Source organism: Duganella alba (assembly GCF_009674495.1).
Taxonomy (GTDB): domain Bacteria; phylum Pseudomonadota; class Gammaproteobacteria; order Burkholderiales; family Burkholderiaceae_D; genus Rugamonas; species Rugamonas alba.
Window position 1 is genome coordinate 313660 of record NZ_WKJN01000003.1, and the last position, 23921, is coordinate 337580.

21 protein-coding genes are annotated in these 23921 nt (G+C 63.3%); 7 read left to right on the top strand and 14 right to left on the bottom strand.

Annotated elements, in window-relative coordinates:
• Positions 1-24 precede the first annotated feature (24 nt).
• Genes GJ695_RS04695 through GJ695_RS04710 form a run of 4 tightly spaced genes read left to right on the top strand, consistent with a single transcriptional unit; the run spans position 25 to position 6746 of the window.
• The gene (locus GJ695_RS04695; protein WP_154362435.1) at positions 25-816 is read left to right on the top strand and encodes a rhamnogalacturonan acetylesterase; all 792 of its coding nucleotides are present in this window, start codon (positions 25-27) and stop codon (positions 814-816) included.
• A complete protein-coding gene (locus GJ695_RS04700; protein WP_166455087.1) occupies positions 813-3407 on the top strand; it encodes a pectinesterase family protein in 2595 nt (864 codons plus the stop codon). Before GJ695_RS04695 ends, GJ695_RS04700 begins: the two co-directional genes overlap by 4 nt.
• A 10-nt stretch (positions 3408-3417) precedes the next feature.
• Positions 3418-5256 carry a glycoside hydrolase family 28 protein gene (locus GJ695_RS04705; protein WP_154362436.1) on the top strand — a complete coding sequence of 613 codons (1839 nt, stop codon included), beginning with the start codon at positions 3418-3420 and terminating at the stop codon, positions 5254-5256.
• A gap of 8 nt (positions 5257-5264) precedes the next feature.
• On the top strand, positions 5265-6746 hold the full coding sequence (locus GJ695_RS04710) for a pectinesterase family protein (RefSeq protein WP_208023379.1): 1482 nt from the start codon (positions 5265-5267) through the stop codon (positions 6744-6746).
• On the opposite strand, the gene GJ695_RS04715 is transcribed toward GJ695_RS04710, so the two are convergent.
• The 10 genes from GJ695_RS04715 to GJ695_RS04760 form a co-directional block, all read right to left on the bottom strand.
• Positions 6747-7013 carry a hypothetical protein gene (locus tag GJ695_RS04715; RefSeq protein ID WP_154362437.1) on the bottom strand — a complete coding sequence of 89 codons (267 nt, stop codon included), beginning with the start codon at positions 7011-7013 and terminating at the stop codon, positions 6747-6749. It abuts the gene before it with no gap.
• The gene (locus tag GJ695_RS04720) at positions 7013-7234 is read right to left on the bottom strand and encodes a hypothetical protein (RefSeq protein WP_154356574.1); all 222 of its coding nucleotides are present in this window, start codon (positions 7232-7234) and stop codon (positions 7013-7015) included. Before GJ695_RS04720 ends, GJ695_RS04715 begins: the two co-directional genes overlap by 1 nt.
• A 74-nt stretch (positions 7235-7308) precedes the next feature.
• Positions 7309-8724, bottom strand: a complete 1416-nt coding sequence (locus GJ695_RS04725; protein WP_154362438.1) for a serine hydrolase domain-containing protein — start codon at positions 8722-8724, stop codon at positions 7309-7311.
• Positions 8724-10211, bottom strand: coding sequence for a glycoside hydrolase family 43 protein (locus tag GJ695_RS04730; protein ID WP_371866486.1), 1488 nt, complete (start codon positions 10209-10211; stop codon positions 8724-8726). Before GJ695_RS04730 ends, GJ695_RS04725 begins: the two co-directional genes overlap by 1 nt.
• Positions 10212-10285: 74 nt before the next feature.
• Positions 10286-11164, bottom strand: a complete 879-nt coding sequence (locus GJ695_RS04735; RefSeq protein WP_154362439.1) for an SMP-30/gluconolactonase/LRE family protein — start codon at positions 11162-11164, stop codon at positions 10286-10288.
• Positions 11152-12729, bottom strand: a complete 1578-nt coding sequence (locus GJ695_RS04740) for an aldehyde dehydrogenase (NADP(+)) (RefSeq protein ID WP_154362440.1) — start codon at positions 12727-12729, stop codon at positions 11152-11154. Before GJ695_RS04740 ends, GJ695_RS04735 begins: the two co-directional genes overlap by 13 nt.
• Positions 12730-12801: 72 nt before the next feature.
• Positions 12802-13713 carry a 5-dehydro-4-deoxyglucarate dehydratase gene (gene kdgD, locus GJ695_RS04745; protein ID WP_154362441.1) on the bottom strand — a complete coding sequence of 304 codons (912 nt, stop codon included), beginning with the start codon at positions 13711-13713 and terminating at the stop codon, positions 12802-12804.
• 136 nt (positions 13714-13849) lie between these two features.
• Positions 13850-14605 carry a FadR/GntR family transcriptional regulator gene (locus GJ695_RS04750; protein WP_154362442.1) on the bottom strand — a complete coding sequence of 252 codons (756 nt, stop codon included), beginning with the start codon at positions 14603-14605 and terminating at the stop codon, positions 13850-13852.
• A 90-nt stretch (positions 14606-14695) separates the two neighbouring features.
• Complete coding sequence (locus tag GJ695_RS04755) at positions 14696-15514, bottom strand: HDOD domain-containing protein (RefSeq protein WP_154362443.1); 819 nt, start codon at positions 15512-15514, stop codon at positions 14696-14698.
• Between the two features lie 16 nt (positions 15515-15530).
• Complete coding sequence (locus GJ695_RS04760; protein ID WP_154362444.1) at positions 15531-16952, bottom strand: MFS transporter; 1422 nt, start codon at positions 16950-16952, stop codon at positions 15531-15533.
• Positions 16953-17188: 236 nt separating this feature from the next.
• On the opposite strand from GJ695_RS04760, the gene GJ695_RS04765 reads away from it, so the two are divergent.
• A complete protein-coding gene (locus GJ695_RS04765; protein WP_229260386.1) occupies positions 17189-18478 on the top strand; it encodes a porin in 1290 nt (429 codons plus the stop codon).
• Between the two features lie 81 nt (positions 18479-18559).
• On the opposite strand, the gene GJ695_RS04770 is transcribed toward GJ695_RS04765, so the two are convergent.
• The 4 genes from GJ695_RS04770 to GJ695_RS04785 form a co-directional block, all read right to left on the bottom strand.
• Positions 18560-19141: a TerD family protein gene (locus GJ695_RS04770; RefSeq protein WP_154362446.1), complete on the bottom strand. Its 582-nt coding sequence runs from the start codon at positions 19139-19141 to the stop codon at positions 18560-18562.
• 16 nt (positions 19142-19157) lie between these two features.
• The gene (locus tag GJ695_RS04775; RefSeq protein ID WP_154356585.1) at positions 19158-19856 is read right to left on the bottom strand and encodes a TIGR00266 family protein; all 699 of its coding nucleotides are present in this window, start codon (positions 19854-19856) and stop codon (positions 19158-19160) included.
• A gap of 24 nt (positions 19857-19880) precedes the next feature.
• Positions 19881-20456, bottom strand: a complete 576-nt coding sequence (locus tag GJ695_RS04780) for a TerD family protein (protein ID WP_154362447.1) — start codon at positions 20454-20456, stop codon at positions 19881-19883.
• Between the two features lie 83 nt (positions 20457-20539).
• Entirely contained in the window at positions 20540-21592 is a 1053-nt protein-coding gene (locus GJ695_RS04785; RefSeq protein ID WP_154362448.1) for a DUF475 domain-containing protein, read from the bottom strand.
• Positions 21593-21693: 101 nt separating this feature from the next.
• Between GJ695_RS04785 and nhaR the strand changes: the two genes are divergently transcribed.
• Both nhaR and GJ695_RS04795 read left to right on the top strand, forming a co-directional pair.
• On the top strand, positions 21694-22611 hold the full coding sequence (gene nhaR, locus GJ695_RS04790) for a transcriptional activator NhaR (RefSeq protein WP_154362449.1): 918 nt from the start codon (positions 21694-21696) through the stop codon (positions 22609-22611).
• Between the two features lie 319 nt (positions 22612-22930).
• The coding region (locus GJ695_RS04795; protein ID WP_154362450.1) for an OmpA family protein at positions 22931-23921 on the top strand (991 nt) is incomplete at its 3' end.

The window sequence follows — 23921 nt, forward strand, 5'->3', positions numbered from 1 at the left end:
GCGCCCTTTTTTTTGGATCGCACCATGAAATTGATTTCCTCCGTCCTCACCTTGTCCCTGGCGCTGCTGGCCGGCGGTGCGCAAGCAGCCGATGCGCCGAGCAAACCAATCCGCATCATCCTGGTCGGCGATTCGACCATGGCCAACACCAGCGGCTATGGCGACGCCTTCTGCGCGCGCGTCAACCGCGCCAACACCTGTCTCAATCTCGCCAAGGGCGGCCGCAGCTCCGGCAGCTTCCGCGCCGAAGGCCGCTGGGACGAAGTGGAAGGCCTGCTGCGCGGCGCCGCCGCCTACCGCGCCACCTATGTGCTGATCCAGTTCGGCCACAACGACCAGCCGGGCAAGCCGGGCCGCTCCACCGACATCAAAACCGAATTCCCCGCCAACATGACGCGCTACGTGCAGGAAGTGAAAGCACTGGGCGGCGTGCCGGTGCTGGTCACGCCGCTGACCCGCCGCACCTTCAAGGACGGCGTCCTGGAAAACAACTTCGGCCCGTGGAACGATGTGATTCGCGCCACCGCCGCCGCTCAAAAAGTGCCACTGCTGGACCTGAACGCCGACAGCTACGCCGCCGTGCAGGCCATGGGCCAGGACGAAGCCGACACGCTGGCCATGGTGCCGCGTCCCGCCGACTACGGCGTGGCGCCGGCCGCCGGCAAGGTGGAAGTGGCGGGCGCCGCCAAGTCGGCCTTCGACCGCACCCACGTGGGCGTCAAGGGCGCCGCCTATTTCTCGCGCATGGTGATGGAAGAAATCAAACACACCCTGCCTGAAATCGCAGGCCAGTTCAAGCCGGAGAGCGAGCAGTGACGAAACATCGCCTCTCCGCCGCGCTGGCGGTGCTGCTTGCCGCCACCACGGCCCACGCGCAAGACACCCGCAAGGTAACCGAACCAACGCCGCCGCCATCGTGCACCGTGCTGACCGCCGGCGCCGGCGTTGACGACACCGCACGCATCCAGGCCGCCATCGATCAATGCCCCGCCGGCCGCGCCGTGCGGCTGTCGGGTAACAACGAGAAGCAGCGCTTCGTCTCCGGTCCTTTGAATCTGCGCAGCGGCGTCAGCCTGCTGGTGGACGCCGGCGCCACGCTGCAAGCCAGCGGCAATCCCAAGCTGTACGACCGCGGCGCCGGCACTTGCGGCACGGTCGACAAGCTGGGACGCGGCTGCAAGCCCTTCATCACGATCGACGGCGCCAAGGGCAGCGGCATCTACGGCGAAGGCGCCATCGACGGCCAGGGCGGCCGCGTAGTCGACGGCGGCGCCGAATCGTGGTGGCAGCTGGCGCGCCGCGCGCAAAAGGAAGACGCGCGCCAGAACGTGCCGCGTCTGATCGAGATCACCAACGCCAGCGACATCACGCTGCACAAGATCACGCTGCGCAATTCGCCCAACTTCCACGTGACCCTGAACAGGGTGGACGGCTTCACCGCATGGGGCGTGCGCATCGACACGCCGGCCACCGCGCGCAATACCGACGGCATCGATCCCATCTCGTCGCGCAACATCACCATCGCCTACAGCCATATCCGCACCGGCGACGACAATGTGGCCGTCAAGGCCGGCAACAACGGCCCGACGGAAAATGTCTCCATCGTGCATAACCGCTTCTACAGCGGCCATGGCATGTCCATCGGCAGCGAGACCAATGGCGGTGTGCGCCGCGTGCTGGTCGAAGACCTGAGCATGGACGGCACCACCTCCGGCCTGCGCATCAAGAGCGATGTGTCGCGCGGCGGCGTGGTGGACCAGGTCAGCTATCGCAATGTGTGCCTGCGCGACGTCAAGACGCCGATCGACATCAGCACGCGCTACACCAAGGATGCGGAAGGCACGCAGGTGCCGGTGTTCACCAACATTGCCTTCGATGATGTGCACAGCGTGTCGCCGGGCCGTGTGGTGGTGCAGGGCTACGACGAGCAGCGGCCGGTGCAGGCCAGGCTGCATGACGTCAGCATCAGCGGCAAAGCGGACCGCAGGATCGAATTCGCCAGACTCTCCGGCGAAGCGATCGGCGCCAGCGACAGCAGCAACTGCGCCACGCGCTTCGCGCCGTTCCCTGAATCGGCGGCAGCCAGCACGCGCCCGCAGCTGACGCTGGACCAGGCCAGGCAGTTCTCATATGGCGAAGTGCTGAAGTACGTCGGCGTGGCCGGCAAGGAAACGGTCGATCCATGGGATCCGCTCAACGATCCGCTGGCCAAGGGCGCCGCCTTCACGCCGGACTATATTGCCGACAAGGACGCCAAGGCTGATGGCGCGCGCACCTTCAACACGGTGCAGGAAGCCGTCAGCCGCGCGGTGGCCGACAGCAAGGCCAGGCGCGTCTATATCCTGCTGAAGCCCGGCGTTTATCCGGAGCTGGTCTACATCCCAGCCTCCGCCACACAGATCACGATGTACGGTGAAGGCAAGGATGCGGCAGCCACGCGCATCACCGCCAAACTGGAAGCCTCGATGACCGGCGCCGCCTACGACGCCCTGTACGGCCCGCAGTTCGCCAAAGCCGCGCCGGCGGTGCAGGCCATGTACGCCACCATCAAGGACCGCGCGCAGATCGGCACCTTCGGCACGCAAACCGTCTGGACGCAGAACAACGGCTTCCAGGCGCGCAACCTGACCTTTGAAAACGGCTACAACAAGGACACCGGCAACGCCCGCGCCGAGGAACTCCCGAACATCAACAACGTCCACCACCAGGCGCTGGCGCTGAGCGTGGACAGCGCCGACAAGGCGCAGTTCGAGAACATCCGCCTGATCGGCTTTCAGGACACGCTGTATCTGAAGTCGCCGCAGATCGGCAGCACCGTGCGCAGCTTCTTCAACAAATCGTATATCGAAGGCGATGTCGATTTCATCTTCGGCGACAGCACCGCCTACTTTTACCAGACCGAGATCCGCACGCTCGGCGATCGCGGCGTGTCCTACACCGCCGCACCAAACACCTACCTGAAAACCAAATACGGCTTCGTCTTCGACAACTGCCGCTTCACGCACGAAGGCAGGAAGAACGGCGACTTCTACCTGCTGCGCCAATGGTTCGCCAGCTCGCGCTGCACGCCATATGCGCCGCTGGCACTGGATGGTTACAGCTGCACCTACGGCCCCGCCAACGGCTACAAGGCGCCCGCAGGCACCGTGGCGCGCGTATCGCTGGAAGCGGTCGGCAAAATGGTGGTGCTGAATTCGCGCATCGGCGCGCACATCAACCGCCAGCATCCCTGGGCTGACTGGAACAAGCCCGGCGCGATTTCCTTTCGTCCGGCGCAGTACAACTCGGACGACCACTGGAACAACCTGATTAAAGCCAGCATCGATCCCGTCAAGGATCTCGGCTACGCCAAACCACCTTCGCCGGCCGATGTCTTCCTCGGTGAGTTCAACAATTCAGATGAATAAGGAACACAGCATGACCATCAACAACCAGCGCCGCAGCCTGATGAAAGCCTTGCCTGCGGCGGGCGTGTCGCTCACCCTGCCGGCCATTGCCGCCACCGCGCCCGATCCATGGCTGCAGGCGCAGGCTATCGTCGATCACGTCTCCCGTCCGCGCAACTTCCGCAAGCAGGACTTCAACATCACCGCCTACGGCGCCAAACCGTGCAAGCTGACCAAGGTGAAGGCGTGGGTATCGCATGAGGACCAGGAGGAACTGGGCACGCCGGTTGCCGGCGCAAGCGACTGCTACGCCGCCATCAAGGCCGCCATCAAGGCCTGCAACGCGGCCGGCGGCGGACGCGTGCTGATTCCGGCCGGCGACTGGTACTGCGCCGGCCCGATGGTGCTGCTGTCGAACGTGAACGTGCACCTGGCCAAAGGCGCGCATCTCTACTTCAGCCACAATCCGGAACACTACGCCAAGTACGGCGACATCGACTGCGGCAAGAACGGCAAGCTGACCATCTCGCGCTGGCAGAGCAACGACTGCCTGAACTACTCGTCGATGATCTACGCCTACGGCCAGGACAACATCGCCCTCACCGGCGAGGACTGGACTTCCATCCTCGACGGCCAGGGCGGCGTGCCGTTCAACGATGCCGGCGATTCGTGGTGGACCTGGAAGGGCAAGCAGAAAACCATCAACTCCATCGGCCAGGGCACTACGCCCAACTTCAAGGCCGGCAAGATGTCGGAAAACACCGAGAATCCGTTGAACGCGGAATCGCTGGCCATGGTCGCGCCGGCACTGACCGAAGAGGAACGCCTGCTGATTCAGGGTGAAGGCGGCAAGTGGCGCGCGGATGCGCAGTATCTGCCGGCGCTGTCGGAAGCCGGCGTGCCGCTGTCGAAGCGCGTCTTTGGCATTGGCCACTATCTGCGCGCGCCGATGATCCAGATTATCGGTTGCACCAATGTGCTGCTGCAGGGTTACAAGGTGCAGAACACGCCGTTCTGGCAGCACCATCCGGTCCACTGCCGCAATCTGGTGATCCGCAACGTCTACATGCACAGCCACGGCCCGAACAGCGACGGCTTTGATCCGGAAGCCTGCGACCATGTACTGATTGAAGGCTGCACCTTCGACACCGGCGACGACTGCATCGCCATCAAGGCCGGCAAGGACCAGGATACGCAGTATGGTCCTTCGCAGAACATCGTGGTCCAGAACTGCATCATGCACAGCGGCCACGGCGGCATTACGCTGGGCAGCGAGATGGCCGGCGGCATCCAGAACGTGTTCGCGCAAAAGCTGGTGTTCGAGAACGCCAACTGGAAAACCAATCCGCTCAACACGGCGATCCGCATGAAGACCAATATGAATCGCGGCGGCTACCTGCGCAATTTCTATGTCCGCGATTGCACGGTGCCGAATGGGGTGCAGATTTCGCCGTCGTTCTATGCCTCGCTGCCAGGTTCGCCGATCCAGTCGAAGACGGTCGCCACAGCGGCTGGCGCCATCGTCACCTTCGATTGCGATTACACGCCGATCAGCGACAACGTGCGCATCCGCCCGCCGATTGTGGACAACATCCAGATTTCCAACATCAAGGCCAGCAACGTCAGCAAGGATGGCAAGACCGCGTCGTGCTTCCAGGCGATCGTGATTCTCGGCCCGGTGGCGTCGGACTACAACGGTCCGCAGCCGATGCCGCCGGTGTTCCCGGTGACGAATGTGTCGATCAGCGATTGCGATTTCGGCACGCCGGTGAATGCGGCATCGCCATGGTTCCTCTACAACGTCAAGAACATGACACTGAAGAATGTGACCATCGGCGACAAGGTGCACAACACCACGCTGTCGGCCTGAGGGGAGCGATGATGATTCCGCGCCTGCTCTGCACCCTGGTTTTGATCGCCGCTGCTGCACCGGCCGGCGCGGCCACCGTTCTGCTGCCCGCCAATGGCGCGCGGCAGGTCAATCCGGATACGCATCTGACGCTGCGTTTTGACCAGCCGCCGGTGCTGGGCAGATCGGGCCTGATCCGCATCTACGACGCCGCCAACGGGCGGCTGGTCGATACGCTGGACCTGAGCATTCCGGCCGGTCCGACCGAGCGCACCAAGCTGCCGGCACCGCCGTATCTGTCGACGCCCTACGCTTACGCCGATGGTCCGCGCGCGACCAACGCCAACACCAAGGCCGGTACGCCATCGGCCGGCGCGGAGCCGGGCGGCGACAAGTACCAGCTCACCATCATCGGCGGCTTTACGGACGGCTTCCACTTCCATCCGGTGATCGTGCATGACAAGACGGCGACGATCTACCCGCACAACAATCTGCTCGAATATGGCAAGCGCTATCGCGTGCAGATTGACGATGCGGTGTTCGGCCGCGCCATCAAGCCATGGCAGTTCAGCACCAGGCCGCATGGTCCGGCAGCAGCCGCCGAACGCGTGGTGGTCAGCGCCGATGGCAAGGCGGATTTCAGCACCGTGCAAGGCGCGCTGGATTACGTGCCGGATCATCCCGCCAAGCGCGTGACCATCTTCGTTCGCAATGGCGATTACGAGGAAATCGTCTACTTCCGCAACAAGTCCAACATCACGGTGCAGGGCGAGACGCGCGACAAGGTGCGCATTCACTATGCGAACAACGAAGCGTTCAATCCGCATCCAGCCAACATCAGCACCAATGAGCAGCCGGGCACCTTCCCGTCGCGCCGCGCGGCGTTCGCAGCGGATAACGTCAAGGGCATCCACCTGCGCGACCTGACGCTGGAGACCACGCTGCAAGGCCAGGCCGAAGGCTTGCTGATTACCGGCTCCGAGAACATCGTCGCCAACACGACAGTGATCGGTTCAGGCGATGCGTTACAGGTCAATGGCAGCACCTACCTGCCGGATGTGAAGGTCGTCGGCCATGGCGACACGATACTTGGACGCGGGCCGGCGTTCTTCGAACGCTGCGACATCCAGTCGCGCAACGCGTTCATGTGGATACGCAATCCGGCCACCAATCACGGCAACGTCTTCATCGACTGCCGCTTCACCGCCATCGAAGGACAAACCGAACTGGCACGGCTGCCGGCCAACAAGGGCAAGAACTATCCCTACGCCGAAGCCGTGCTGATCAACGCCACCCTGAGCGGCATCAGCCCCGTGGGCTGGGGACAGATCGACGGCGACGCAAGCAATGTGCACTTCTGGGAATTCAACAGCCGCAATGCGGACGGCACACAGGCAGACACCAGTCAACGCAATCCAGCCGCGCGCCAGCTAACGACGGAGAAAGACGCCGAGACCATCCGCAACTACAGCAATCCAGCGTGGGTGCTGGGTGACTGGATGAAGCAGTAATCACTTTTTCGTGCCGCTGGTGAAGTAAAAAGAAATCACCGGCGTCGCCATTGGCAAGGCGCCGATCTTAATGATTTCAATGAGAGCAACCAACGCTTTATTATCCGGATAACAGGCATAACCTGTCATGATCGCAGAGCTGATAAGCGCCAATCCCAGCGTTATCTGCTTGGCGAAAATGAGCCGATCTCCCTCATTAATTGCAACGCCGGTATCGCGCTGGAATATGTCTTCGAGAAAATCGACTGGTTTTTGCGGAGTAGCCATTATGCACCGGTTACCAGCCCCACCGCCTCAAGGGAGTCGTCTGGCAGGCGTCGAACCAAACCTATCGACGAGCCATCCCCTTTTCGCTTCTCATCATAAGCAATCTTTAAAAGCGCAAAAGCACCCTTCATTGCTTCGGCCTTGCTAATGCCGCGTTCGTACGCAAACGTAGTGAGAAAATCGTCAATTTCGCTGGACAAACTTAAGGTCATGGTTCGCATGGTGCACCTCCGCATGTGAGGAAAAAATTATACTGCGATGGTGCGAGGTCGCCATTTGATCCAAGGCAAACGGATCAGGGAGAAGATACGGAAGTGGTCAATGCCGACTTCTGCATCAGCGCCGGCAGCAAAATAGTGGTCATGATTTTGTTGGGCGGTGTGCTGCCGGCGTTGTAGCCGCCGCCGGTGAATACTGCCACCAGATCGAACTCCGGCACGATGAAGATTTTCTGGCCGCCGTTGCCCTGCGCCGCGCTCACCTGCACCACGCGCTCGCCTTGCGGCGTGTCGACGTTGAATCGCTGTAGCCACCAGAAATAACCGTAGTCGGTGCCATCGATCTGGCTTTGCCGCGTCAGCGATTCATGCACCCATGCCGATGACACGATCTGCTTGCCGTGCCAGCGGCCGCCGTCCGCATACAGCAGACCTATCTTCAGCATGTCGCGTGGACGCATGTGCAACTGCGAGTATTCCTTGTTGGCGTTGGTGAGCGTGTAGTTCCAGCGCCAGTCGGAGACCTTGATGCCCAGTGGCGCAAACAACGCGTCGCGGGCGAAATCCGGCAACGCCATCTTCACCGCATTCTCCGTCGCGCGTCCGACAACGGCGACCCCGCCCGAGCAATAGCGGGCAACACGGCCCGGCTCTTCCGCCATCGGCAAATCCAGCGTTGCCTTGACCCAGTCGGGGAATTCGTAAATCCGTTGTTCGTTGCCCGGCGAGGCGGCATCGTAGTCGTTGCAGGACAGGCCGGAACGCATGGCCAGAAAATCGCCCAGGGTAATGCGCTGTTTGCGCGGGTCCGGATTCGCGTAGCTTGGATACGTCATCAGCGGCAGCACCGGCTGTGTGGCGCCATCCAGCTTGCCGCGATCGGCGGCGATGCCGGCCAGCGCGCTGACAATGGACTTGGTGGCGGACCGCATCTGGTGCGTGCGCTGGATATCGTAGCCGTAGAAGTACTCTTCCAGCACCAGGTGACCGCGCTGGTAGAGCAACACGCCGTGCACGTCGCGCCACGTCTCATCCAGAATGCCGCGGACGATCTTTTCACCAACCGCCACGCCGATATCCGAATCCGCCAGCGTGCCGACAGCGATGCCGTCGTTCAGATCCGGCGGCGCACGATAGTGGTAGTCAGACGAGACGCGCGGCCGCATCAGCGCGCGCGTTTGTTCCGTGATGCCGTCGCCGGTGCGCCGGTACACCACGGAGCCGTCAACAAACTCGGTGATCCGGCCATCGGCATCGCGGTGGAAGGGAATTTTTCGGCCGCCAGGATTGGCGAAATCGTCGCCGCCCAGGCGGCGCAGCCGGTACTTGGCTTCGTCGATAACCGCCACCAGTTCAGCGCCGTCGAGCAGTTCGGCGACCTGGCCGTCGGCGGCGATGTAGGTGCCGGTGTAGTTGGCCAGCGGAGGATCGGCAGCCAACACACGCAACGGCAGGAGCAGCACCAGCGTCGTCAGGATGCGCGAGGCCGCCATCAGGGCGTGACGCGGAAGTAGTCGATGTCGGCGTGACCGGCGGGACCGGCGCTGAACAGGCCCATTTGGGCCCCGACCCAGCGGCCCATTTTGGCGGTGAACTGGGCGCCGATCGGCGTGTACTTCTTGCCGTCGACGCTGTAGGAGAAGTTGGTAACGCCGCCTGCGATCACGCGCATGCGCAGCCATACCTGCGACGATGGCAGCTCCACGCCAGCTTCCTGCTGCTCATGGCAGGCCGCGTCGGCCTTGTAGCAGCTCACCAGCGCCAGCTGTGTCCTGCCGTCGAGACGGCGCGTGCCGAGCCAGGCGTAATCGGAACCGTACATCACCATGCCGGCGACGCCGCCTTCCGCCAGCCCGGCGGCGTCCAGCCTGGTCTCGACCGTGAACGTTTCGGCCGGCAGCTTTTGCAGCAGCAGCGACGGCACATCCCACAGGTTGCCGGTGCGCGGCTGGGCGAACAGTCGCAGTCGCCCGTCGCCCAGCGCGTACCACGACGGCTGCCAGTTTGCGTTCCACTGCCATTGCAGGCCAAGCGTCGCCCCATTGAATTCATCGCTGCTTGGCGGCGCTGCCGTGGCCTGTCCCGTCACTGGCAGGCGATGGCGCGCCACCGGCTGGCCGGCCGCGGTGCCGACATCCTCGCCGATCAGCGGCCAGCCGTCGCGCCACGTCATTGGTTGCAGATGCACCACGCGGCCATAGGCGCGCTTGTCCTGGAAGTGGATGAACCAGTCCTCGCCTTGCGGCGTCTGCACCCACGCGCCCTGGTGCGGGCCGTTTACCGTTGAACCGCCCTGCGCCATGACGATGCGGTCCTCATATGGCCCGTCGATGCTGCGTGAGCGGAACACCGACTGCCAGCCGGTTTCCACGCCGCCGGCCGGTGCAAACACGTAGTAGTAGCCATCGCGCTTGTAGAGTTTCGGGCCTTCCAGCGTGGTGTACTTGGGCAGCTTGTCGCCGTTGATGATGATCTTGCCCGCGTCATCGAGCAGGCGGCTGCCGTTCGGCGCCATGCGGCGCAGCGTCAGCACGTTGGCGAAACCGGCGCGGCTCCTGGCCCACGCATGCAGCAGGTAGGCCTGGCCGTCGTCGTCCCACAGCGGCGTCGGATCGATCAGGCCTTTGCCGGCGGCCAGCAGATGCGGCGCGCTCCACGGCCCGGTGAACGAGATCGCCGTCATCACGTAGATGCCGAAATCGGGATCGGGATAGAAGATCCAGAACTTGCCGTCGTGGTAGCGCAGGCAAGGCGCCCACACGCCCTTGCCATGCTGCGGCCTGGCGAAGACATCCAGCGGCACCAGCTGCGGCAGAGCGTGGCCGACCAGCGTCCAGTTGACCATGTCCGGCGACTGCAGCAGCGGCAGCCCCGGCGCGTTATTGAAACTGGAGGAGACCAGGTAATACATGTCGCCGACGCGGATCGCATCGGGATCGGAATAGTCGGCGTGAATAATCGGGTTCTGATACTGCGCCACAGGCGCGGTCGTACAGGCGGCCAGCAGGGCCGCAAATAAAAAGGGCAGACACCGTATCAGTATCCGCCCCATCATCATGCTCCAAACGGCGTTTCAGCCACGCCCTTGACGCCCGGCCGCAGCAACGCGACCGCTCCGCCCCACTCCGCATCTTCCGGCTTGCCGGAGACGATGGAGGTGACCATCAGCGTATCCAGATCCCGTCCGCCGAAGGCGCACATGGATGGCTTGAGCATCGGCACGTCGATACGGCGATCCAGCTTGCCGTCCGGCGTGAAGCGCAGCACGCAGCCGCCGTCGTTACCGCAGATCCAGTAGCAGCCGTCGGCGTCGACCGCCGCGCCGTCGGGACGGCCGGCATAGGTCGTCATGTCGGCGAACACGCGGCGGTTGCTTGGCACGCCATCAGCGATGTCGTAGTCGAACGACCACACCATGCGCCGCTGCGGATGCGAATCCGACAGGTACATGGTGCGGCCGTCCGGCGAAAACGCCGTGCCGTTCTGCGTCAGCAGCTCGGACACGAACGACGCCGAAATGCCGCGCGCCGCATCGTAGCGATACAGCTGGCCCACCGCCTTGGCGGCGCCCATGTCCATGAACATGGTGCCGGCCCAGAAGCGGCCTTGGCGGTCGCAACGCCCATCGTTGAAGCGCATGCCTTCGCCCAGGCCGGAGGCCGGCGTCGCCAGCTTCAGCGCCGCCGCGTTCTGGCCCGCGCCCAGTTCCAGGCTGAAGATACCGGTCTCCATGCCCGCGATCAGGCCACCGCCAGCCTTGGCCGCCACGCAGGCGACCATCTCGGCGTTATCCCAATAGCGGGTGGCGCCGCTGGCGGCGTCCATGCGCCACACGCGCCTGGCCGGGATATCCACCCAGTACCAGGCGTTTTCCGCCGCGCTCCACGTTGGGCTTTCGCCCACCGTGCAACTCACGCCATTTACGCGTTCCATACCAGATCGCCGTTCACCACACGCGGGATCTTCTGCGGATTGGCGTCAGCCAGCGATTCCGGCAGCAAGTACGCAGGCACGTCCTGGTACGACACCGGACGCAGGAAGCGGTCGATCGCCGATGCGCCTACCGAGGTCGAACGGCTGTCCGAGGTCGATGGGAACGGGCCGCCGTGAACCATGGCGTGCGCCACTTCCACGCCGGTGCCAAAGCCGTTGAACAGGATGCGGCCCACTTTGCGCTCCAGGATAGGCAGCAGCTTGGTGGCCAGCGCCTTGTCGTCGGCGGTGGCGTGCACGGCGCCGGTCAACTGGCCTTCCAGGTGCTCGGCGACAGCCAGCAGTTCTTCTTCGTTCTCGGCCACCACCAGCAGCGAGGTTGGGCCAAAGATTTCGCCTTCCAGCGCGGTGTCGGTCAGGAAGCGCTTGGCGTCAACCTGGTACAGGAACGCCTGGGCTGCGCACGGTGCATCGGTGGTCTGGCCGACAGCGACCTGCTTGACGCCGTCCACGCCAGCCAGGCCTTTGACGCCGCTGACGTAGGCTTTGTGGATGCCCGGGGTCAGCATGGTGGCCGCGCCCTTGGCGCCGATGGTGCCGGCGGCAGCGTCGACGAAGGCTTGCAGCTTGTCGGATTTCAGCGCGATCAGCAGGCCCGGGTTGGTGCAGAACTGGCCGGCGCCCAGGGTCAGCGAATCGGCGAAGGCTTGCGGCAGCTTGGGATTGTCCAGCGCGCCTGGCAGCAGGAACACCGGATTGATCGAGCTCATTTCCGCATACACAGGGATCGGCTCTTTACGGGCCGCAGCGGTTTGCATCAGGGCGATGCCGCCGGCGCGCGAGCCGGTGAAGCCAACCGCCTTGATGAACGGATGCGCCACCAGGTTCTGGCCGATGGTCTGGCCCGAGCCGATCAGCATCGAGAACACGCCTTCAGGCATATTGCACTCTTCAGCGGCCTTGGCCACAGCCTTGCCGACCAGTTCCGACGTACCCAGGTGAGCCGAGTGGGCCTTGACGATGACCGGGCAGCCGGCCGCCAGTGCCGAGGCGGTATCGCCGCCAGCCACCGAGAACGCCAGCGGGAAGTTCGACGCGCCGAACACGGCAACCGGGCCCAGGCCGATTTTGCGCAGGCGCAGGTCAGGACGTGGCGCAGGGACGCGGTCCGGCAGCGCGCTGTCCAGCGTCGCGGTCTGGAAGCGGCCGTCGCGCACCACCTTCGCGAACAGGCGCAGCTGGCCGACGGTGCGACCGCGTTCGCCTTCCAGGCGGGCTTGCGGCAGGCCGGTTTCCTGCATGGCGCGCTCGATCAGGGTCGGGCCCAGATCCATGATGCGGTCAGCGATGGTTTCCAGGAATTTGGCGCGCACTTCCAGGCTGGTGGCGCGGTACACGTCGAAAGCCGCGTTGGCCAGTTCGGCCGCGCGTTGCAGGTCGGCGGCGCCGGCCAGGCCGAACGCTGGCTCGATTTCAGCGTTACGGGATGGATCGATGGCCTTGATGGTGCCTTCTTTGCCCAGGACCGCGCTGCGGCCAATGATCATTTCGCCTGCTACTTGCATGTTGACTCCTAATGGTTGAAAAGCGCGGTCGGAGCCGCGCTTTGATTTTGCTTATGGGTATAGCTTAGCTGATTACTGCGCGCCTTGCTTGAGCATCAGTTTGTGCAGCATGTCGATTTCTTCCGCGTTCAGGTCGGTCAGCGGTGCGCGCACCGGACCGGCATCGTAGCCCGCCAGTTTGGCGCCGGCCTTGACGATCGACACGGCGTAACCGGCTTTGCGGTTGCGGATGTCCAGGTATGGCAGGAAGAACTCGTCGATCATGCGGTTCTGTTCGGCGTGGTTGTCCGACGCGACAGCGTGGTAGAAGTCCATCGCCAGTTTCGGCATGAAGTTGAACACGGCCGACGAGTACACCGGGGTACCCAGCGCCTTGTAGGCGGCGGCGTACACTTCCGCGGTTGGCAGGCCGCCCAGGTAGCTGAAGCGGTCGCCCATTTTGCGCCAGATCGAGACCATCAGTTCGATGTCGCCGATGCCGTCCTTGAAGCCGATCAGGTTAGGGCAACGGTCCGCCAGGATCGCCAGCGAGTTCGGGCTCAGGCGGCAGTTGGCGCGGTTGTACACCACAACGCCCAGGTTGGTGGCTTTGCAGACTTCCGCCACGTGTTCGATCAGGCCGTCCTGCGACGCTTCGGTCAGGTAGTGCGGCAGCAGCAGCAGACCTTGCGCGCCGGCTTTCTCGGCTTCCTTGGCATAAGCGGCAGCCACGCGGGTCGGACCACCGACGCCGGCCAAGATCGGCACCTGACCACGGCAGGTATCGACGGCGGTCTTGATGATTTCAGGGTATTCCTGTGGGGTCAGCGAGAAGAACTCGCCGGTGCCGCCGGCGGCGAACAGCGCGGTCGCGCCGTATGGAGCCAGCCATTCCAGACGTTTGATATAGGTCGACTTGTTGAAGTTGCCTTCAGCATCAAAGTCGGTAACCGGGAACGACAGCAGGCCGGAGGAAAGGATTTTTTTCAGGTCATTCGGTTGCATTACAGTCTCCAAATATTAACGTCTGGTGAAATGGGTGAAGACGCTCTTGCGCCGTGTTGTATGACATCGTACAACTAGATCCGGTTGGAAGCAAGCGATTTAACGTAAAGCGTCAAATCGCCTGCCCTGTCGTTGTTTAAACGCTCACCTCTTGCTGGGCGCGGCGCAGGCGCTCGCGGCTGTTGCTGAGGTGGGTGCGCATCGCCGCGCGCGCCGCTTCCGCGTCCTTGCGCAGGATGGCGTGATAGATATCGTCGTGCTCGCGGTTGACGCGTTCCTGGTAAGCCACCGGATCGTCATGCGCCAGTTGCGCCGAGTCGAGGCGCGCGCGCGGGATGATGGTGTTGCCCAGGTCGCTGAGGATGTCGACGAAATAACGGTTGCCGGTGGCCTGCGCGATCAGCAGGTGGAAGGCCTTGTCCGACTCCACCGCGCCGGGACGGTTCTGCGACGACACGATGCGCTTGAGCGCCGCGTCCATCGCCTGCACCTGCTCTTCGCTGCGGCGGCTGGCGGCCAGCCAGGCGGCCTCCGTTTCCAGGCTGATGCGCAGCTCCAGGATGGACAGCACGTCGCCGATGGTGCGGATGGTGTCGGCGGCAAAGATATTGGTGGGCTGCGGCTCCAGCACAAAAGTGCCGATGCCGTGGCGGGTCTGCACCAGGCCGGCGGCCTGCAGGTGCGAGATGGCCTCGCGCACCACGGTGCGGCTGACGCCGTGCATTTCCATGATGACGGACTCGGTCGGCAGCTTTTCACCCGGTTTCAGCGTGCCGGCCTGGATGCTGCTGGTGAAGCTCTCCACCACGCCCTGGGCGAGGTTGCGGTGCTTCTTCTTCGGCACGAGGGCGGGCGCGGCGGCGGCAGCGGGGACTGTTGCGGTCTGATTCATGGCGGTTTGCTGTTGTATGACGACTATAAGGATACACGTATTGGTGTACGGATTATATCGACAACATCATTTTCACAACAAATTGTCTGCTTACACCAGCAGCGCCGCGCTCATCGAGGCGGCCTCCTCGGCCGATTCGTGCAGGATCTGGTCCAGCAAGGCGTTGTCGTCGACAAACCCCGACAGCGACGGGCTGTCCTCGGCGGCGGCCAATGGCGAGCGCACCGGCGCCAGGCGCTTGGCGATCAGCAGCGTGTCGCGCAGGCCCAGCGGCGGCGGCGTCAGCGTGGCGCCGCGCAGCGAGACGATGGCCTGGCTAACCGGTTCGGGAATGCTCAATTTCTTCATCATCTCGCGCGAAATGATTTCCTGCGCCGCGCCCATCCACGCCACCGAGTCGTCCAGCAGGCCGGGAATCTCATCGGCGCGCGACAGCAGGTAGAAGCCGCCGGCCTCGTGCACGATGCCGGCGAACAGCGCGGTATCCGGATCGGAAGACGTCAGCTTGCGGCCGATGACGTGGGCCAGCGCCGCCACGTGCGCCGTGTGGCGCCATAGCTGATCGGCCTGCGCGCGCAGTTGCGGATCGCGGATGCGGGCGCCGAACTGGCGCACCACCATTGCCGCCGCCATGGTGTACAGGTTGCGGTAGCCGACGCGCTGCACCGCCGCCCGCACGCTGGTGACCGGCGTGCCGCTGCGATTGAACACTGCCGCATTGGCCAGCGCCACGGTGCGCGCGGCCAGCATCGGCTCGCCCAGCACCTTGCGGATCACATCGTCCATCTCGCAATCCGGATCGGCGAGCGCCAGCTGCAGGCGCAGCGCCGCGTTCACGCTGGTCGGAAAAACCAGTTCGCCGCGCGCGGCCTGCGCGAGGATCTGCGAGAAGTCTTTAAGTTTTACCATGGAAACATTATAGCCCTTAACGCGCCGAGCCCCTTGCAACTTGCTCGCCAGCGTTGCTGCTCAACCGCAGCGCATCGGCCAGGCCCAGCAGGCTGACCAGCGCCACCAGCAGGAAGGCCAGCCGGTAGTCGATGGCGGCCCAGCCGCCGATGCCCAACTGCTGCGCGCTCCAGTGTCCCAGCCGCACGCCGCTGGCGCCCAGCGCCACGCCAAGGCCGAGCGCGACCTGGAAGGCAGTGCTGAACAAGGTGTTGGCGGCCGCCATGCGCTGCTGCGGCACGTCGGCAAAGGCGATGGTATTGAGCGCGCTGAACTGCATGGAGCGCGTCAGGCCGCCGACAAACAGCACGGCCGCGATCAGCCACACCGGCGTGGCCGGCGTCAACAAGGCGCAGGCGGCCAGCGAGGCCACGTTGGCCAGGCCGTTGACCAGGATCACCGGCTTGAAGCCGAAGCGGCGCAGGATCGGCGTGGTGGCCGGCTTCATCATCAGGTTGCCGGCGAACACCGCGATCACCAGCAGGCCGGAATGGAAGGCGTCCAGCCCGAAGCCCAGCTGGAACATCAGTGGCAGCAGGAACGGCACCGCGCCGATCGCCATGCGGAACAGCGAGCCGCCGACAATGGTGATGGAGAACGTCGGTATCGCCAGCGACGACAGATCGATCAGCGGATGGGCGGCGCGCTTCAGATGCCAGCCCAGCGCCGCCAGCAGCAGCGCACCGGCCAGCAGGCAGGCACCCGCCTCGCTCCAGTCCGGGTTCTGCCCGCCGATCACTTCCGCCCCCCAGGTCAGCAGCAGCAAGGCGCTGCCGCTTAACAAAAATCCGGGCCAGTCGAACGGGCGGGGCTCGGCCGCGCGCTTGTCGGGAATCAGCCACCACGCCAGCGCCAGCGCGATCACGCCCAGCGGCAGGTTCAGGTAAAAGATCCAGCGCCACGATGCATAGCTGGTGATGAAGCCGCCCACCGGCGGCCCCAGCACCGGCGCCACCAGCGCCGGCCAGGTCAACGTGGCGATCACCGAAATCAGCCTTTCCTTCGGCGTGTTGTTCAGCACGACAAGGCGGCCGACCGGCACCATCATCGCCCCGCCCGCGCCTTGCAGCACGCGCAGCCAGACAAACTCGCCGAGGCTGTTGGCCATGCCGCACAACACCGACGCCAGCGTGAAGATCGCCAGGGCCATCGCAAACACGCGGCGCGCGCCGAAGCGTTCGGCCACCCAGCCGCTGATCGGAATGAACACGCCCAGGGTCAGCAGGTAGGCGCTGACGCCGATGTTCAAGGCCAGTGGCGCGACGCCGAACGAGCGCGCGATGTCCGGCACCGCCGTGGTGATCACGGTGCCGTCCAGGTTCTCCATGAAGAACGCACCGGCCACCAGCAAGGCGATCCATTTGCTGTTGACCACCGCGCCCACTGTCCCGCTTTGCATACGCCGCCCTTGCCGTCATTGGTTCAACGCGACATTCTGCCGCATCGCCGTCATTCCCGCACGCATGCTTGCAAAACGCTAGCTTTGGTTCATTCATGCAAGTGTGTTGGAACTGCCACGAATTTTGCGAACACTCGTGCCATTTCCTCAAGACTGCTATAGAGTCGAGCTACCGAGCACAACCAAAAACATCGGAGACAAACCACATGAAGAGAACTGCCGCATCCGCAGCGTGCATGACCGCGCTCGCCCTGTTCGCCGGCCACGCCGCCGCCCAATCCTCAGTCACCATGTACGGCACCATCGACGTCGGCATCGACCGCATCGACAAAAGCCAGGGCAATGTGCAGGGCACGGTATTTGGCGTCAGTGGCGCCACGCCTGTGCCTAACAGCATCGCCGCGCCGGCCAGCGTGACGACGCGCCTGAGCCCCTCGCACACGCGCCAGAGCAATATCGGTTTCAAGGGTGTGGAAGACCTGGGCGGCGGCTATCGCGGCTTGTTCGTGCTGGAGGGCGGCATCACCGCCGACAATGGCGGCCTCGCCAACGACAACCGCCTGTTCGGCCGCCAGGCCTACGTGGGCCTGACCACGCCGGTCGGTGAAGTCAAGCTGGGCCGCCAGGCCAGCCCGATGCTGATCGCCTACTACCTGGTGACGCCGGAAGCGCTGGGCAGCACCGACTTCTTCGGCGCCGGCCTGGTGGTCAACACCGTGCAGACCTGGCAGGACAACCAGGTCAGCTACGCGATCAAGAAAGGCCCGATCACGGCGATCCTGTCCTACGCCACCAATGCCGGCATCGGCAGCGGCATCAGCGCGGCGCGCTCGACCGCCACCGCCTCGACGCCGGTGGCCACCGGCACCACCGGCCAGATCGTCGGCGGCCTGACCGCCGGTGCGGAAACCGCCAGCGGCCGCGGCAAGGCTGCCGGCGCCATGCTGGCCTACCGTACCGACGACCTGGTGGCGCTGGCGTCCTACCACCGCAACAACTTCGACAACGTGCCGATCGGCGTGGTGTCGGGCACCACGCTGGTGCCGCTGTTCATCGGCGAGAAATTCACCTCCTACATGGGCGCGGTGAAGTACACCTTCCCCGGCATCGGCACCTCGCTCGCCATCGGCGGCCACGAAGCCAAGTTCGACCTGCGCGGCGCCACCGATCCGAAAGTGCGCACCTGGACCGCGACGCTCAAGCATCCGGTCGGCGCCTTCGACCTGAGCGTGATCCTGCTCGATACGCGCTTCACCAACTACACCGAGGGCAAGGACCGTGGCCTGATGTTCGGCGCCGACTACAACTTCTCCAAGCGCACGGCGCTGTACTCGCGCTTCGGCGGCATCAAGGACACGCGCGGCAAGACGGTGGTCAGCAGCGCGACGCCGCTGCCGCTGGCGGGCGGTCCGGGCGCGATCCTGATCCCGCTGGGCACGCAGGAAGTGCCGCTGTTCTCCGGCGCCGGCCAGAACATCGACGCCCGCACCACCATGGTCAGCCTCGGCATCCGCCACTCGTTCTAAAACAAACCGGGGTCAGTGCCGACATTCGGACATTTCGCTCGCGAAATGTCCGAATGTCGGCACTGACCCCGGTTTTAGAAATTACAGATGCGCGGCGATCTGCGGCAGCAGGTCGTCAAACGTGCGGCCGTTGCCGTTTTCGCCGATGGCGTGCATCTTCCATTCGCCATTGTGGCGATACAGCTTGGCCATGATCTGCGCCGAGTGCGGTCCCTGCACCGACAGATTGAACCGCGCCACTTCCTTGCCGCCGGCCGCATCGACCAGGCGGCAATAGGCGTTCTCCACCTGCGAGAAGGTCTGGCCGGTGAAGCTGTTCACCGTGAACACCAGGCTCTTGATGTGCGACGGCACGGCGTTCAGGTCGACATTGATCTGCTCATCGTCGCCATCGCCGGCGCCGGTGCGGTTGTCGCCGGTGTGGACGATGCTGCCGTCCTTGCTCTTCAGCTGGCGGAAGAAGATCACGTCCACCGGACGGTGGCCTTCGTCGAACATCACGCACGATGCGTCGAGGTCCACCGCTTCGGTCTTGGAACCGAAGCCGAGGAAGCCCTTGCTCTTGATGGCGTCCCAGCCCAGACCCATGGTCACGCGGCCCAATGCGCCGCCGGCTTCCTTCTCCAGAGAGATCTTCTGGCCCTTGCTCAAATTGACTGACATAGTTACTCCTTGAATTTTACGAGGCCGACTGACGCGTCAGCCAGGCTTGCAGCGATCCGCTGTTGCGCGAACAGATCAAAATCTTGCCCTTGCCCGAGAAGCGCAGCACCAGGCCTTCCCCGCTGGTCTGGCTGTTCACCAGATTGCTGAGGAAGCCGCTGTTGCCGCCCGTGGTGACCGAGATTTCATAGCGCAGCGCGCTGTCCCATGCCACCACGTGCGCGTTGTCGATGATGACGTCGCGCCCCGGTTCCACCTCCAGCTGCGAGATCGAACCGAAACCCGACACCACGGCCTGGCCCACGCCGCTGGTTTCGGTGATGAAGAAACCGCCGCTGCCGGCGAACAGCGCGTTGCCCAGGCTTTGCGTGCGCACCTTCAGTTCCACGCCGGAGGTGGCGGCGACAAACGCGCCGTCGCTCAGCATGTACTGCTGGTTGCCGAGATCCAGCGTCTGCATCGCGCCGGGCAAGGTTGGCGACAGCAGGCAATCGCCGTCGCCGCGCACCGCTTCGATGTGCTGCTGGAAGAAGGACTCGCCGTTGGCGAAGCGCCGCATCAGTGCCGCGCCGATGCCGCCGGTGATCTTGCCCTTCAGGTCAAGCGCCGCTTCCATCATCACCATGGCGCCCGATTCGCAGTAGATTTTTTCTCCCTGGCGTAGCGATACATGAAGAAATGGATCGACGTCACCGGTGATCGTAAATACAGGCATGATTGCGAGTCCTTTCAGATAAAGTTAAACGCCTACGCCGAACGAGCCGGCCAGCGGACCGAGGCCGCCTTTGAAACCCTGGCCGACGGCCTTGAACTTCCAGTCGGCGCCGTTGCGATATACCTCGCCGAAGATCATGGCCGACTCGGTCGAGCCGTCTTCCGACAGGTCGTAGCGAGCGATTTCGGCGTTGCTGCCGGCGTTCACCGTGCGGATGAAAGCCTTCTGCACCTGGCCGAAGTTCTGGCGGCGGGCGTCGCCCTCGTGGATCGTGACGCAGATGGCGATGCGCTCGACATCGGCCGGCACCCGGGTCAGGTCGATGGTGACGGTTTCGTCGTCGCCATCGCCGGCGCCGGTGCGGTTGTCGCCCGAGTGCAGCACCGACTGGTCGGTCGACTTCAGGTTGTTGTAGAAGATGAAGTCGCTGTCGTTGCGCACCTTGCCGTCGGCTTTCAACAGGAAGGCCGAGCCGTCCAGGTCGAACTGATTGCCATCGGTGGAACGCACGTCCCAGCCCAGGCCGACCGTGATCTTGGTCAGGCCGGGCGCTTCTTTGCTCAGGTTGACGTTGCCGCCTTTTTGCAGACTGATTGCCATTTGTGATACTCCTTAATGAGAACCGGACTTGGGGTACTGCAAGGCGGCGGGCCGTGTCCGTAATAAACGGCCCGCCGTATTCTTTACGCCGTGACGGCGAGTGTCTTGGCCTGCTGGCGGCGGTGGCGTACCGAGGACCACACCGAGGCGCCGATGAAGGCCACGCCTATCAGGCCGGTGAAGATTTCAGGCACATGGAACTTCATGCTGGCCAACATGATCGCGGCCAGGATACCGATCGCATAATGGGCGCCGTGCTCCAGGTACACGAACTGGTCGAGCGTGCCTTTCTTCACCAGGTAAATCGTCATCGAGCGGACAAACATCGCACCGATCGCCAGGCCCAGCATGATGATCACGACGTCGGTGGTGATGGCGAACGCGCCGATCACGCCATCGAAGCTGAACGATGCATCCAGCACTTCCAGGTACAGGAAGCCGCCGATACCGCCCTTCTTGACCATGTCGCCGACGTTGCCGCCGCCTTCTTCTTCCTTCTCCAGCAGGCTGCTGATGCCGTCGACAAAGACGTAGATCAGGATGCCCCACAGGCCGGACATCAGCACCACCATCTTCTGCGCTTCAGCCACCAGGCCCATGCAGGCCATCAGCACGCCGATGGAAATCATCACGGAGATGGATGAGACCTTGCCCAGCGTGCCGAGTTTCTTCTCGAAGTTGCCCAGCCAGTGCGTTTCCTTTTCCGAATCGAGCAGGAAGTTCAGGAACACCAGCAGCAGGAACATGCCGCCGAATGCCGCCACCTCAGCGTGGTGATTGGTCAGGTGCATCGAGTAGGTCTGCGGATCGTTCAGCGCCAGTGTCCACACATCCATGATGCCGATGTCGGCCGCCACCGCCACGATCACCAGCGGGAACAGCAAGCGCATACCGAACACGGCGATGATGATGCCGACGCCGAGGAACAGCTTCTGCCAGTACTCGTTCCAGTTCTTCAGCACGGAGGCGTTGACCACCGCGTTATCGAACGACAGCGACACTTCCATCGCCGCCAGGATCAGCGCGATACCGAAGGCGGACAGCGCGCCGCTCCACCCCGCCAGGGAGTAGCCCCACCAGCCTGCCACCGCAAGGCAGACAAAGCTGACGAGGAAAGAAATTCTGAAGTGCTTCATCGTTTTCTCTCGTATTTATTAATCGATGGACGCAGTGTAAAGAAAACCGGTGATTTGAAAAATAGAAGATAATTGAAGTATTACTTCGTAAAAACCGAACCATGAAAAACAGCGGATTGAATTTCAGACACTTGTATTTCTTCTGGATGGTGGCCAAGGAAGGCGGCGTCACGCGCGCCGCCGAGCGTCTCGGGCTGGCGGTGCAGACCATCAGCATGCAGCTGGCGTCGCTGGAACAATCGATCGGCAAGCAGCTATTGGAACCGCAGGGACGGCGCCTGGTGCCGACCGAGGCGGGCAAGCTGGCGCTCAGCTATTGCGAACAGATCTTCCTGCTGGGCGACCAGTTGCAGGATGCGCTGGAAGAAGCGGAAAACGACAAGATGCGTCTGACGGTCGGCATCTCCGATTCGCTGCCCAAGCTGATCGCCTTCCGCCTGCTGCAGGCCACGCAGCAGATGGACACGCGCGTGCATCTGGTTTGCATGGAGGATGAATTCGAAAACCTGCTGGCCGACCTGGCGCTGGGCAAGCTGGACGTGGTGCTGACCGACCGCACCGTGCGCGCCGGCGGCAGCCTGAAGGTGTTCAGCCACCTGCTGGGCGAAAGCGACATGAAACTGTTCGGCGTGCCCAAGCTGGCGCGCAAATACCGCCGCGACTTCCCCGCCAGCCTGGACGGCGCGCCGCTGCTGGTCCCCACCCGCAACAACGCGCTGCGCGGCCGCATCGACGCCTGGCTGGTCGAGCACAAGGTGCGGCCGCAGATCGTTGCCGAGTTCGAGGACAACGCCATGCTCAACACCTTCGGCCGCAACGGTCTGGGCCTGTTCTTCGCGCCGTCGGCGCTGGCGCAGGACATCGAAGACCAGTTCGGCGCGGTGCTGGTCGGCGATGCGCCGGAGCTGCGCGAACATTTCTACGCCATCTCCAATGCCCGCAAAATTACTCACCCGGCAATTGAAGCGATTCTGAATGCAGTGCACAGCGGCTTGTTCTTCGTTAGCTCGCACGATTAATCGCGGATTACTCTGTTCCAGCGCAAATCCGCGCTAAATACCCCACCTAGAATTAATGACGCCTCCCCTGAAATCGGGGCCAGGCGCATTCCCGCGTTGTTATATTTGGTGAGAATTTCCAGCTTTAAATCGATTATTCTCTTAAACATCTTTCATATCAGAAAAATAATTACCAAAAGTGTGTGAGATATGCGAATATATTGATATTCGGCAACAATTATAGCCATCCTTTAACACACCCTCCAGCGAGATTCCCTTGATAGCAGCCCACATTCAGCCTCCTGCCCGGTGTCTGCCGGCACGGTTTGCCGTGAAATTCATGGTGGTGGCCGTTTGCACCACCATCGTCAGCGGCTGCGCCACCGATCCCCGCACGGGGCAGCCATCGTTCAAGCAAACTTTCGCCAGCGACGATCCGTGCGCCAACAACGCCCGTAACATCGGGATTGTCGCCGGCGCCCTGGCTGGCGCCATTCTGGCCAACCAGGTCAAGCATTCGAACGGTGCGCGCGTGGTCGGCGCGCTGGCTGGCGCCACCATCGGCGGCCTGATCGGCAAGGACATGGACGACCGTCGTTGCGCTTTGTCCAAGATTGCCAAGCAATACGACCTGAAGTTACAGACGTCGACCGTCAGCGCCAGCGGCGAGGTGATCGCCGACAGTAATCTGAAAAATAATCCCAACGCCGAACAAATCAAGAAAAGCGCGGTCGGCATGGTGGTGGAGATTCGCGACCAGCCGGAACGCGGCGGTCATTTTGAAACCAATTCCGATCAATTAACCGAACAGGCGCAACGTTATTTCTCGGCCATCGCCGATTCCTATAACGCCCGTATTAACGCGAATAATATTAGCGATCCGCAAGCCAAGGCCGACTATATTGCCCAGATCAGCAAGCGTAAAATCCTGCTGATCGGCCATACCGACGATACCGGCAATTCGCGCCTGAATGCCGACCTGTCGGAACGCCGCGCGCGCGCTGTCGCCGCCTACATGGAAAAGCGCGGCATCCCGCAGGATTCGCTGTATTTCCAGGGCGCCGGCGAGTCCTATCCGATTGCCGACAACAACACCGACGAAGGCCGGGCGCAGAACCGCCGCGTTGAAATTGTCGAGGTGGCCGACACGGATTCCTTCAACCGCTTCCTGGCCGACCGCAAGCCGCGCTACGAGTTCTATCGTCCTGACGCGGCGCCGGCGCCAGCCGTCGCTGCCGCAGCAGGCCCGGCGCCCTCCACGGCAACCGCCGCCGCCAAGCCTGCGCCAGCGAAACCCAGCAGCAAGTCCGCGCCGCCGGCCATCGCCGCCG

What these genes read in the sequence shown, in the direction of transcription:
- GJ695_RS04695 (WP_154362435.1), top strand. Translation starts at nt 25, where the DNA reads ATGAAATTGATTTCCTCCGTCCTCACCTTGTCCCTGGCGCTGCTGGCC.
- GJ695_RS04705 (WP_154362436.1), top strand. Translation starts at nt 3,418, where the DNA reads ATGACCATCAACAACCAGCGCCGCAGCCTGATGAAAGCCTTGCCTGCG.
- GJ695_RS04710 (WP_208023379.1), top strand. Translation starts at nt 5,265, where the DNA reads ATGATGATTCCGCGCCTGCTCTGCACCCTGGTTTTGATCGCCGCTGCT.
- GJ695_RS04715 (WP_154362437.1), bottom strand. Translation starts at nt 7,013, where the DNA reads ATGGCTACTCCGCAAAAACCAGTCGATTTTCTCGAAGACATATTCCAG.
- GJ695_RS04720 (WP_154356574.1), bottom strand. Translation starts at nt 7,234, where the DNA reads ATGCGAACCATGACCTTAAGTTTGTCCAGCGAAATTGACGATTTTCTC.
- GJ695_RS04725 (WP_154362438.1), bottom strand. Translation starts at nt 8,724, where the DNA reads ATGGCGGCCTCGCGCATCCTGACGACGCTGGTGCTGCTCCTGCCGTTG.
- GJ695_RS04735 (WP_154362439.1), bottom strand. Translation starts at nt 11,164, where the DNA reads ATGGAACGCGTAAATGGCGTGAGTTGCACGGTGGGCGAAAGCCCAACG.
- GJ695_RS04740 (WP_154362440.1), bottom strand. Translation starts at nt 12,729, where the DNA reads ATGCAAGTAGCAGGCGAAATGATCATTGGCCGCAGCGCGGTCCTGGGC.
- kdgD (WP_154362441.1), bottom strand. Translation starts at nt 13,713, where the DNA reads ATGCAACCGAATGACCTGAAAAAAATCCTTTCCTCCGGCCTGCTGTCG.
- GJ695_RS04750 (WP_154362442.1), bottom strand. Translation starts at nt 14,605, where the DNA reads ATGAATCAGACCGCAACAGTCCCCGCTGCCGCCGCCGCGCCCGCCCTC.
- GJ695_RS04755 (WP_154362443.1), bottom strand. Translation starts at nt 15,514, where the DNA reads ATGGTAAAACTTAAAGACTTCTCGCAGATCCTCGCGCAGGCCGCGCGC.
- GJ695_RS04760 (WP_154362444.1), bottom strand. Translation starts at nt 16,952, where the DNA reads ATGCAAAGCGGGACAGTGGGCGCGGTGGTCAACAGCAAATGGATCGCC.
- GJ695_RS04765 (WP_229260386.1), top strand. Translation starts at nt 17,189, where the DNA reads ATGACCGCGCTCGCCCTGTTCGCCGGCCACGCCGCCGCCCAATCCTCA.
- GJ695_RS04770 (WP_154362446.1), bottom strand. Translation starts at nt 19,141, where the DNA reads ATGTCAGTCAATTTGAGCAAGGGCCAGAAGATCTCTCTGGAGAAGGAA.
- GJ695_RS04775 (WP_154356585.1), bottom strand. Translation starts at nt 19,856, where the DNA reads ATGCCTGTATTTACGATCACCGGTGACGTCGATCCATTTCTTCATGTA.
- GJ695_RS04780 (WP_154362447.1), bottom strand. Translation starts at nt 20,456, where the DNA reads ATGGCAATCAGTCTGCAAAAAGGCGGCAACGTCAACCTGAGCAAAGAA.
- GJ695_RS04785 (WP_154362448.1), bottom strand. Translation starts at nt 21,592, where the DNA reads ATGAAGCACTTCAGAATTTCTTTCCTCGTCAGCTTTGTCTGCCTTGCG.
- nhaR (WP_154362449.1), top strand. Translation starts at nt 21,694, where the DNA reads ATGAAAAACAGCGGATTGAATTTCAGACACTTGTATTTCTTCTGGATG.